The following is an 11129-nucleotide window of genomic DNA, read 5'->3' as shown; positions in this document are numbered from 1 at the left end:
TCCACCTCTAAAAGCGGATCCCATCCAGTAAGGTAAACTAGTGGGCCTTTGAAAGCGAAGCCGTAAGATCAAGGAAGTTAACTTCAGCACCAAGAAAAAAGAGAGGGGAAGTAGAAAAAAGGTTTTTGAAGTGTGATTTTAACCCTTTGTGGACTCGGATTTATTACACATAAGAAAACAATATTTATATATCAAGCTTGATATCAAATTTGATATTCATGAGCGAAAGATGGGGCAAACACTGGCAGAGGCACATGGCTGCCGTGCCCAAAGGCTTTCTAAGATATCAGATCCTCGAGCTCCTAAGCAAAAAGCCGATGTCCGGTGTTGAAATAATGGACGAGATCGAAAAAATCACCGGAGGAACCTGGAGACCCCTCCCGGGCTCCGTCTACCCGCTTCTCCGGTATCTCAAGAAAAATGGCTATGCCAGAGAGACACGGACCGGCAAGGATGGCATCAAAAGGTATGAGCTCACAAAAGAAGGGAAAAAGCTGCTCGAAAGAATCAGATCGATCAGATCGAAAATGATGGCGGGCTTTCCACCCTTCTTCGGTCCCCTCTGTATGAGGCTTCCACCAAACAAAGTCGGAGAGATGGTAAAAACGGTCAAAAGAATCGCACAAGGTGTAACCAAGGCAGCTCTAGACGAGCATGCCGAGGAGAAAATCGACAGAATTCTGAAAATACTTGAGAAGACCGCGAAAGAAATCGAAAAAATCTGAGAGGTGACCGAAATGAACGAAGTCATAAAAGCAGAAGGACTCACCAAGATCTTCAACAGAAACGTCATAGCTGTCGACCACATAAGTTTCAGCGTCCTGGATGGGGAAATCTTCGGTTTTCTAGGCCCAAATGGAGCAGGAAAAACAACCACGATAAACATGCTCATAACCATCCTCAGACCAACCGAGGGTACAGCATCCGTCTTGGGCTATGACATAGTAAAACAGGCGGAGATGGTCAGGAAGGTCATCGGCGTAGTCCCACAGGAGTACACAGCTGATGAAGATCTGACTGGATGGGAAAACCTGATGCTCTGCGCCGACTTGTACGGAATTCCAAAGGATATCGCAAGACAAAGAGGAGAAGAACTCATGGAACTCGTCGAACTCACAAAATTCAAAGACAGAAAGGTGGAGACCTACTCCGGAGGCATGAGAAGAAGGCTGGAGCTCGCATGCGGGCTGATAAACAGACCAAAAATCCTATTCCTTGACGAACCGACGCTTGGGTTAGACATACAGACGAGAAACGCGATCTGGGATTACATCAGACAGCTCAAAAAGGAATATGGAATGACGATTTTCCTGACGACGCACTATTTGGAAGAAGCCGACGCCCTCTGCGACAGAATAGCGATAATCGACAAGGGTAAGATAGCCGTCATCGGAAACCCGGGTGAGCTGAAGAAAAGTTTGGGAGGAGACATGATAACTCTGGTGCTGGGCGAGGATGCCGATGCCACAGAAGTCATCAGACAAATTGAACACGTCAAGGATGTCTGGAGAGAGGACAAAACATACTGGATCAAGAGCGAGCTCGGGAGGACCACGCTTCCCCAAATCATAGAAACGCTCAGACAGAAGAACTTCACTGTAAAGAAAATTTCACTCGCCGAGCCCAGTTTGAACGAAGTCTATCTATCCTACACTGGGAGATCTTTGAGAGACTCGGCGGAATCCGGAGAGGACGCACGCAGATTGAGGATGATCATGAGGAGAGCGAGAGCATGATGGAATTCCGGCAAAACACAATCCGCGGGCTCTGGGCCCTCACCGGACGAGAGATAAAGAAATGGTTGAAGGATCCGCTCATTCTTCTCGTCACGATAGTTCAACCACTCATATGGATGGCGCTTCTCGGCAAATCTATGAACATAGGAGCACTTCTATCAAACCTTCCACCGGAAATCAGAGACCAAATGATGAGGAGCGCATTCGGGACCTCCGATTACTTTTCCTACATGGCTGTCGGAATGATATCCTTCACCGTGATTTTCACTGCTATGTTCACTGGGATGTCTGTTGTTTGGGATAGAAGACTGGGATTTCTGGATAAAGTCCTCAGCACACCGGTTCCCAGAAGCGCAATAATCTTCGCCAAGGTTCTAAACTCGACGATCAGAAGTATCTTTCAAGCAACACTCATATTGTTGGCCGCTCTGGCTCTCGGGCTGAAACTTGGCCCGACTTTCACACCTCTCAACATTTTCGGAATATACGCGGTTATCTTTCTCTTTAGCACGGGGCTCTCCTTCCTCTTCCTTTCTTTCACGCTCAGATCGACCAAAATTGAAACGCCGATGGCCGTTGTGAACCTCATAAATCTTCCACTCGTCTTCACAAGCAACATCTTCTTCCCAAACTCTCTGATGCCTTCTTGGCTTCAAACCGTGGCGAAGATCAATCCCGTGAGTTATTTAACCGATGCGATAAGACAGCTTACGATTTTTGAGATGGATACTGGAGCACTGTTGCTCGATCTAACATATCTCGGTATTCTGGCGGTTTTACTTTCAGCGGTTGGGATCTTCCTGGCGAGAAGATATCTAAGTAGATAAGTTTACAGGGAAAAACGAACCATTTCTTTGAGTTCTTCCAGTGTGATTTCCCTTTGGCCCGCGCCCATAAGCCTCCTGTTTTTAAATGCATCTTCGGCTATCTCCATCGCCTCGTTTTCTGTGACGAAATCCGATAAACTGCGCACGCCATACCTTTCATAGATGGATTCAATTTCCCTCTCGACATCAACACCCAGAACCCTTTGAAGTTCCCCCATCTTTGGATGAGCTCTGAAAAATTTTATGAAACCAGGCAGAAAGAGAGCATTGGCCATACCGTGGGGTAGATCCAGTCTGGCACCGATCACGTGACTGAGAGCATGGATAAGGTATGCCTGTCCCCAAGTTATCGCGATTCCGCCGAGAAGGGAGCAAAGCATCATCTTTTCTCTGGCCGGCTTGCTGTCTTCCATCGCCCCATCAATCCCCTCAAAGAATTTTTTCATGCCTTGCTCGCAGACGACATTGACGAGTGGTGTGGCAAACTTTGTGAAGTAGGACTCCACGTTGTGGCAGAAAGCATCGATTGACGTGTAAAGGGTGAGATCTCTCGGGAGACCCATAACCAAATTTACGTCAAGAATCGCAAAATGCGGACATATTTTGTCGGAGACAACGGAGCGTTTCGCGTCACTAAATTTTATGACAGCATACTTTGTGACCTCACTGCCAGAACCGTGAGTAGTTGGAGCAGCTATGAGCGTTTTGATATCGTTTTTTATCCTATCCTCGCCGACGAAGTCTGCCGGATCTCCGTCGTTCGTCATGAGAGCTGCAAGGATTTTTGCCGTGTCGATAACGCTTCCACCGCCAATCGCAAGCACATAGTCATACTCTTTCTCGCGTATCTGCACATGGTACTTCCTGATATCATCAATCGTTGGTTCGGGAGATACGGGCAGAAGATCTAAATCCAAATCGGCGATTTTCAAGTTGAGTCTTCTTCGAGAGCAGAGGAGCCCTTTCCCTTTTAGATCGAGACCCGACAACGTTTCCTGAATATCACCAAAGAGGACCCTTGTTCTCAGCATACTCGCTCAATAAATCACCGCTTTCGGGCTTATTTTGGTTTGCCGGAGGATTTATATATCTTTAAAAACTAAGCTGGAAGGGGTGAATCTATCTATCCTTGGGATAGTATAAAAGAATCTTGCGAAAATCTCGCAAGTTGCAATTCTACAAATAGTATTAGAAAATATCCAACCCACAGCTCCGATGGTAAGAAACTGTTGAGGAAGATGGCTTTTTTCACAACTGTTCTTTTCTTTCTTTCCTTGGTAATACTTGCCGGTCCATCGCGGGCCGCACCGCAGGTTGTTTCGGTTAATATAAGCGACAACCTCATAACAGAATCGGACGACGGAGGAACTCTGACGATAACGATAACATACAACGAGGATATGGATACTTCCGTTGATCCGGATATAGCTTTCGATCCGGACATAGTGGCATCCGGAACACTAACATTCAACTCTGGAGCGTGGACATCGTCAAGGACTTACGAGGCAAACTACACCATAGCCGATGTTGATGAGGAGGTCTCCGGCGTAGACGTTATCGTTGAGAATGCCATAAATTTGGGAGGTGAAAAACAGGATCCGTACACCGAGCCTGATGCGATAGACGTCGATATGTACATAGGAATCCCAACCCTCATTTACCCAATAAATGGGGAGAACACGAACGATAACACACCAATCCTGCAGTGGCAGAGCTTGATTGACGGCTCTCCACCTGTTTGGTATTATGTCTCCGTTAGTGACAATGCAACCTTCCCGTACGAGAACGCAAGCTCCGGCTGGATAACTGACAACAACTGGACCACACCTAATCTTTCCGATGGAGTCTGGTACTGGAGGGTGAGAGCTAGAGACAATGCAGGAAATGAGGGCGGATGGTCGTCTGTCTGGAGTTTCAGAGTAGACACGATTCCACCAGCTGCACCATCTCTCGTCTCGCCGCCCGATGGGGAGAACACGAACGATAACACACCCACTCTCGTCTGGAACAACGTCTTTGAGAACTCCCTACCGGTCGTCTACACGATAGAGGTTGACAACGAGAACACGTTCACAGCCCCACTCGTATTCACAACAACCCTTACGGTCTGGTCAACAACAGGTACTTCCAGTGTCACAACTTCCGTCCTTCCGGACGGTGTATACTACTGGAGGGTAAAGGCAAGAGACAATGCAGGAAACGATGGCCCATGGTCATCTGTCTGGAGCTTCAGAGTAGACACGATTCCACCAGCTGCGCCGATCAATCTCCAAATATCCCCAGACAACTGGACAAAAATCAACTCATTCACACTTACTTGGACTAATCCTCCTGATCCGTCCGGTGTAGTCATGGCATACTACAAATTCGACTCCCCGCCGACCAGTCCATCAGACTACAACGGGAGCGCACCGGCAACGGGTATTATTTCAAACCTGTCCGTGCCAGGAGAGGGTGTAAGAACAATATATCTATGGCTGGAGGATGGGGTCGGGAACGCCAACCCTGCCGCACACTCAACCGTTCAGGCGAAGCTAGACCTCTATCCTCCGCAGAAGCCCGAAATATCAAGCAACATTACAGCAGATACTCCAACTTCCCGAAACTCTCCATCATTCTCATGGACATCTGTAGGCGGACCAAGCCCAGTGATGTACTACTATCGCCTTGACGGTTATGACGAAAGCTGGAAAGCGACGACAGAAACTTCTACATCTTACTCCGATCTACCGGACGGGGAATACATCTTCAGAGTGAGAGCTGTTGATACTGGAGGAGAAAGTGAAACCGCAATCTACCGCATAATCATAGACACAACGCCGTCCACACTTGAGCTGACCATCACTGGAATTGCCCTGACAGAGACAGCAACTGGCTGGTTCGGAGAATCGTCCACGAACACCATTACCCTGAGCGGAAGACTCGAGCCCGGATCAAGAATGACGATAAACGGAAACCCAGTGTCGGTGAGCGCCGGCTCCTTCAACACGACACTCATGCTCTCTCCGGGAACAAACGTCTTCCGCATCAGAATCGTTGATCCTGCAGGAAATGTGACGGAGAGAATCCTAACAATTGTCTACTCCGCTCCACCGGTTTCGCTCCCGCCGAGAGAGCTTGTTATGCCTCTTGCCGTACTCGCAGCGATAATCATAATCATCACTATCGTGGTATTCCTGAGAAGATTCTTCTAAGGGATTATTTCCGCAACCAAGATTTTATCTCTTGTATGCTTGGTACCGATCCGCTTGAAACTAGCTTTCCGTTTATCAGAACAGCTGGCGAAGTGGTTATCTTTCTCTTAACCATCTCATCCACATCATACACCGGTACGACCTTACCTTTCACCCCGAGTTCTTCGAGAGCCTTTCTGCAATTGTCCTCCACCCTTCTGCATTTTGCATCCCCAGTTCCAAGGATTTCTATTATTATCAAGCACTCCCTCCGAGATTACTTGTAGATTTCTGGCATAAAACTACAACTATTCCGCTTCCTCTCTTCCGGAAATCAGAGGGAGAATCCCGTTGAAGATATAAGAAATGAAATCCTTAAGCTCGGAGCGGCTGAAAAGCGTGACAACACAGTTCCTGGTGATCCCAACGACGAGTCCCTCCTTTGTTTCAAAAACCACATACCATATCTTTCCGTGCTGAAGATATTCCCGATACAGCTTTGTGTCCGCCAAACCGGAACCAGCCAAGGCTAACTTTCCGACCCCAGGATAGTCGACATTGTCAAACCATATCAACTTCGTTGCCTGAGGATTCGATTCGTGAAGTTTTCTCAGAGTCTCATGTGGAATTCTTGCCTCCACTACTCCGCCCGCTCTTATGAAGAGAATTTCGCTGAGCTTGTTCGCCACATAGTTTGTTAGGAGTTTCTTGACCCCTCGGGCTTTCGAGGGAGCCAAGACGGTTAAGAACGTCCTCCCTTTATATTTCTTGAACCAGAACGGAACTTCCTCCGTGACCGGCGTCTCAACGAGTCCGCGCTTGTAATATCTCGTGAGAACAAAATCTTTACTGAAAATACCTGAAAGAGCATCACCTTCAAGCTTCAGATCAACGATTTCGGTCGTCAAAACGTGCTCACCCTTGCTTCCTTGATATGGCATTTCCTCACTGAAATTCTTCAACTTCTGGGCAAAGGTTGAAAGATCTCCTCTCCCTATCACGTCAAATATCTTGGCTACCAAGACCATCTTTGCACCTTAAGATTTTTTGCGTCGCTTGCTCTTTAAAGTTGGCGTAGAGTCTAAGAGTGGGGAACTCTATGGCAGAAAATTCGATAATAAAAGAAGTCATCCTGGAGAACTTCATGAGCCACGTGTACACAAGGGTCCCGCTGAAGCCGGGGCTCAACCTCATCTGCGGGCCAAACGGAGCCGGCAAGTCCTCCATTCTCTTAGGAATATCTGTTGCGCTGGGGCAGACATACACGGAACGGTCAAGAAGACTTGGAGACTTGATAAGGAGAGGTGAGAAACTCGGACGGGTGAGCATAGTTTTCAACAATAGCCCACAAGATGGGAAACGGCCGATTCCGAGCATACCTGCCGATACGGTGGTTTTATCCCGTTACCTGAGCAGGGATGGAAACTACTGGCACGAGATAAACAACAGAATGGTCAGCAAAGGGGAGGTCCTCCGCCTCCTCGAAAGACTTTCCATAAATCCAGAGAATATGCTCATCATAATGCATCAAAACATGATAAACGTTTTCGGTGCTGTAGACCCAACCGAGAGACTTCGAATGGTCGAGGAAGCTGTCGGTCTCAGGGAATACAGGGAAAGAATTATCGAGGCAAGAGAAAAACTCTCACACGTTCTGAGCGAAGAACAGTCGATCACAGCGATGCTTGAGAAGGCCAGAGAAACCCTGCGCTATTGGGAGAAGGAGTATGAAAGATTCAAAAGAAAAATCGAGCTTGAAAGGAGGAAAAAGGAACTGGAGCTCGAATACGCCTGGGCGAAGGTCGAAAAGCAAGAGGAAGCCTTACAGTCACTCGAAACGGAAATTTCTGAAAAGGAATCGGAGCTAGCAGAGATCTCGAGAGAGATGGAGAAACTGGTAAAGGAGGATGATGCCTGTGACAGATTGCTCGAGAAGCTTGAGCTCGATTTCGAGGCGAGTTACAACAGGCTAATCGAGTGTGAAAGAATTCAGGCTAGAGCCGAAGGTAGATTGGAGGTTCTGGAAAAACTCGGCAGGCTGATTTCTGATAAGACTGAGCTTAGAAAAATCGAAAAGGAACTCAAAATTGGTAGGGAAGCGGTAGAAATCGAGAGGCTGAAGGAAAAGATCGCTGAAATAAAGAGGAAAATCAGAGAAACTAGGGATCAGGGGACGCAGATTAAAATCAAGTTGGCTGTCTCCGACCTAAAAAAGAGCATCCTAGCCGAAAAACTCTCAGAGTTGAAAAGCTCGGCCAGGAGAACCAGGAGAGAGCTGGAGGAGCTCATCGCAGAGGCTGAAAAGGTTGGAAAAAGAATAAAGAGCGGACGAAAACCCCAGGATGTCTTTGACGAGCTTAGAGCTGTTAACACACAGCTCGCCGTTTATGCTGACATCTCACCCGACGTGGAAAAGATGTTCATGAGCTACCAGCAGACAGTGAAGGATCTTGAGGAGAAGGCAACGATCGCTGAAGAAAACAGAAGAAAAGCCTTGGAAGAGTTAGAACTGAGAAAAGAGAGGTGGAAAAAAGAGATTGAAGGACTTCTGGATGAAATCAGAAAAGATTACTTAAGATTCTTGGAGAGGGTCGGAGGAACCGGAGATCTTTTCATTTCCAATCCAGAAGATATCGAGAGGGCTGGGCTTGAGATATCCGTCGGGTTTAGGGGAATGGAACCGACGCTGCTGGACGCACAAGTTCACAGCGGGGGTGAAAGAACCTCTGCGATCATGTGCTTCCTGCTCGCCCTCCAGAGAAAGATAAAATCGCCATTCCGCGCAATAGACGAGTTCGAAGCCCATCTAGATCCCAAAAATAGGGAGGAGCTCCTCCGTGGCCTCATTGAAGTCACTAGAGATGAAGAAGCGCAGTACGTTTTGATCACGCCAGGACAGATAACGAACGTCGAGGGAATCCAAAACGTCATAACTGTGCAGAAAATCGGCGGGGTATCCAGAGTGGAGGTAGTCGGATGAAAGTGAAGGAAAAAAGAGAAATAATCGAGAGGATAATCGACCTATGCGAGAGTGTTAGATCAAGAGGTCTGGATCCGTTTGACGTGCAGGTCAAAGAGCTTCTCGAAAAACTGCGTGAACTTTTCCCGGAGTTGAAGAAGCTCGAAGAGCTTTACCTGGACATGCGGGCAGTTTCCGGACTCGCGGATGTCATACTTCACCAAAGCGAGTGGCTCAAACACAGGTCTTCTGTGCTTTACTTGGACCCTCTCCTCATAACACTCAAGATGCAAGTGATGGAGCCTGCGGAACTTGCGGAAATTTTCACGAAATGCTGGCATCCAATCTTGGAGATGGAATCCATTTCCCCATCGGCGCTGCGAACCGGTCTAGATTATTGGACGGAGCTGCCGCCCCTCAGCGAAAGAGGAGCTGAACTCGGCGGAATGGAGCTTCAGACCGGTAGGATAACAGAGGAAGAACTGCGAGAGATGGGAATCCTCTCGGAAGAAGAATTCAGCAGAATCCTTGAAGAAGAGTGGAAAAAAATGTTGCAAAATGTGGGGAAAAGGGGAATCTCTTACTGGAAGTGGGTATGCGCAAAAACTTTTGAGGAAACCGTGAGACGTTCCTGGATCATGAGTTTTCTGATTTCTTATGGCTACGTTGATGTCGAAGTCAGGCCTCTTGAAGAAGATATAATAATCAGACCGAGAAGCAAACCCGCTCAAGAAGCTGAGCCGAGAACTCTCGTCATACCAATAACTTACGAGGAGTGGAGGAAGCATGCCAGAAAAGGATGAAGTCGAAATCAGGCAGAAACTCTCTAGAGCCGCACAGCTTCTTCTCTTCAAGCATCACAGAGAACCTGGGGCGAGAAGATGGGAATTGAGGAGAGCCTTGGGAAGAAACTATGAGGATGTGATAAAAGCTTTGGACGCTGAGCTCGAGAAGCTCGGGCTAACCGTGAAGGTCGTTAAAGAGGGAGACTCTGAGTCTGATAGGTTTGTTGTAACTTTCAGAGGACACCCGGAGTTCTCAGAGGTGAGAACGTTTGGATGGAGAATAGATGACATGGCAATTTTGACGATGACGCTCGCCACAATTCTCGCAAGGGGGGGAAAGGTGGCAGGCAAGGAAATCGAGAAGATCCTGGAGGAGAAATTCCCAAAGTGGAGAGTAGAGAGCGCCATCGACAGATTCATAAGGATGGGATATCTACAGGAGGACGAAAAGGGGGTTCTTTACTTGGGCTGGAGGACAAGAGCGGAAGTTGATGAAAAAACCCTTCTTTCTCTTTTGCTTGGAAAGGAGAAGAAAGAAGAGACTAGATGAGTCTCCTCTCCTCGACTTCCCCGCCCGGAGACCTTTCGCGAAATATCTGAGCCGTAAACTTCATTATCTTGACATCCTTCTTCAGCCAATAGTCTGGAGGAAGGCCAGCTTTCATGCACGTCTGACAGAGGAATTCTTCGACATCCCATCCCCATTCGACCGGAACTTGAGGGAGCAAGAGACCCGAGTATCCACCATATTGAACTATGAGACCATCACGTCCGATTTCTATCTTTTCGAGATATTCTCTAGGATGTTTCACGCGAATTTCCTCGGGTTTTGAGAGCACACTCACCTCTATCTCTATCTCATCGAGCTCCTCAGGACCGACCGGTTCAAAACGGGGGTCTCTCGTAGCAGAACTGATTGCCGCGTCCACAAGAGCATCTATCAGAGGCATCGAAGGGAAAGGATAACCTATGCATCCTCTGAGTTCTCCCCTCTTCTCGAGAGTCACAAAAACTCCCCGGGGTTGCTTAAGACTTTCCGGGACTTGAGGCTTGGGAGGGATTCTACCGTACTTGACGTATTCTTCTATCACCGTCCTTGCTGTTTTTACCAAAATTTTACCTTCTTCTAGGGAGAGATTTTCCGACCTCACGTTCATACCTCTCAGCGGTCTTTATTATACTTCTCCAGTGTTTTCCTTCCCAGTAGACTTTTCCGCAAGATAAGCATTTCCAAAAATCTTTGTTCTTCTTCCTCAGATCCTCAGAGACTTCCGATAGATCTACCTGAATCAAGGTGCCATTGCAAACTGGGCAGCGAGACTTTTCAAAATCCAACTTCACGCGTCTACCGAGCGCCTTTGATATCTCCAGTAGTTGATCAACCACGTCTTTTTTCGTTATGAGAACTGTTTTCAAACCAAAACCCAGTGCTCTTGTGTAAAGGTTTTTATCAGCTGTAAGAAGAACCCTCCTCTGTCTTGCGACCAACTGGAGAAGGGTTTCGTCCTCCTTATCAGGCTCAACCTTCAGATCTCTAGCATAAATCGTGTCGTGCCCGGCTATTCGAAGCCACCTGGCTAATTTTCCGAGCATGCCGTCGACAGCGAATCTCACACTTATCTTCTTAACTTGTCCAAACTAATAAGAAA

12 protein-coding genes are annotated in these 11129 nt (G+C 47.6%); 7 read left to right on the top strand and 5 right to left on the bottom strand.

Annotated elements, in window-relative coordinates:
• Positions 1-218 precede the first annotated feature (218 nt).
• From QXF64_03850 to QXF64_03840, 3 genes are read left to right on the top strand one after another with little or no spacing between them, the layout of a single operon-like run.
• On the top strand, positions 219-725 hold the full coding sequence (locus QXF64_03850; GenBank protein ID MEM1689618.1) for a PadR family transcriptional regulator: 507 nt from the start codon (positions 219-221) through the stop codon (positions 723-725).
• A gap of 12 nt (positions 726-737) precedes the next feature.
• Positions 738-1736, top strand: a complete 999-nt coding sequence (locus QXF64_03845; GenBank protein ID MEM1689617.1) for an ATP-binding cassette domain-containing protein — start codon at positions 738-740, stop codon at positions 1734-1736.
• Entirely contained in the window at positions 1733-2563 is an 831-nt protein-coding gene (locus QXF64_03840) for an ABC transporter permease (protein ID MEM1689616.1), read from the top strand. The genes QXF64_03845 and QXF64_03840 overlap by 4 nt, the downstream gene beginning before the upstream one ends.
• Positions 2564-2565: 2 nt before the next feature.
• Here the strand turns inward: QXF64_03840 and QXF64_03835 are convergent, their stop codons facing one another.
• Entirely contained in the window at positions 2566-3594 is a 1029-nt protein-coding gene (locus tag QXF64_03835) for an iron-containing alcohol dehydrogenase (protein ID MEM1689615.1), read from the bottom strand.
• A gap of 207 nt (positions 3595-3801) precedes the next feature.
• Here QXF64_03835 and QXF64_03830 point away from each other — a divergent pair, with 207 nt between their 5' ends.
• Complete coding sequence (locus tag QXF64_03830) at positions 3802-5757, top strand: Ig-like domain-containing protein (GenBank protein ID MEM1689614.1); 1956 nt, start codon at positions 3802-3804, stop codon at positions 5755-5757.
• Between the two features lie 4 nt (positions 5758-5761).
• On the opposite strand, the gene QXF64_03825 is transcribed toward QXF64_03830, so the two are convergent.
• Positions 5762-5998, bottom strand: coding sequence for a thioredoxin family protein (locus tag QXF64_03825; protein ID MEM1689613.1), 237 nt, complete (start codon positions 5996-5998; stop codon positions 5762-5764).
• A gap of 46 nt (positions 5999-6044) precedes the next feature.
• Entirely contained in the window at positions 6045-6764 is a 720-nt protein-coding gene (locus QXF64_03820; protein ID MEM1689612.1) for a hypothetical protein, read from the bottom strand.
• Between the two features lie 71 nt (positions 6765-6835).
• Here QXF64_03820 and QXF64_03815 point away from each other — a divergent pair, with 71 nt between their 5' ends.
• The 3 genes from QXF64_03815 to QXF64_03805 are packed head-to-tail and all read left to right on the top strand — an operon-like array spanning position 6836 to position 10030.
• Positions 6836-8716, top strand: coding sequence for an AAA family ATPase (locus tag QXF64_03815; protein MEM1689611.1), 1881 nt, complete (start codon positions 6836-6838; stop codon positions 8714-8716).
• A complete protein-coding gene (locus QXF64_03810) occupies positions 8713-9498 on the top strand; it encodes a hypothetical protein (GenBank protein ID MEM1689610.1) in 786 nt (261 codons plus the stop codon). The genes QXF64_03815 and QXF64_03810 overlap by 4 nt, the downstream gene beginning before the upstream one ends.
• The gene (locus QXF64_03805) at positions 9482-10030 is read left to right on the top strand and encodes a hypothetical protein (GenBank protein MEM1689609.1); all 549 of its coding nucleotides are present in this window, start codon (positions 9482-9484) and stop codon (positions 10028-10030) included. The genes QXF64_03810 and QXF64_03805 overlap by 17 nt, the downstream gene beginning before the upstream one ends.
• On the opposite strand, the gene QXF64_03800 is transcribed toward QXF64_03805, so the two are convergent.
• Complete coding sequence (locus tag QXF64_03800; GenBank protein ID MEM1689608.1) at positions 10023-10637, bottom strand: TIGR00296 family protein; 615 nt, start codon at positions 10635-10637, stop codon at positions 10023-10025. The genes QXF64_03805 and QXF64_03800 overlap by 8 nt on opposite strands.
• Complete coding sequence (locus QXF64_03795; protein ID MEM1689607.1) at positions 10597-11094, bottom strand: Mut7-C RNAse domain-containing protein; 498 nt, start codon at positions 11092-11094, stop codon at positions 10597-10599. The genes QXF64_03800 and QXF64_03795 overlap by 41 nt, the downstream gene beginning before the upstream one ends.
• Between the last annotated feature and the right edge of the window lie 35 nt (positions 11095-11129).

The sequence above is a fragment of the Candidatus Hadarchaeales archaeon genome, assembly GCA_038823825.1.
Classification (GTDB): Archaea; Hadarchaeota; Hadarchaeia; order Hadarchaeales; family Hadarchaeaceae; genus JAVZGN01.
The sequence above is the reverse complement of the archived record's forward strand: the minus strand, read 5'-3'. Positions and strand labels throughout refer to the sequence as shown.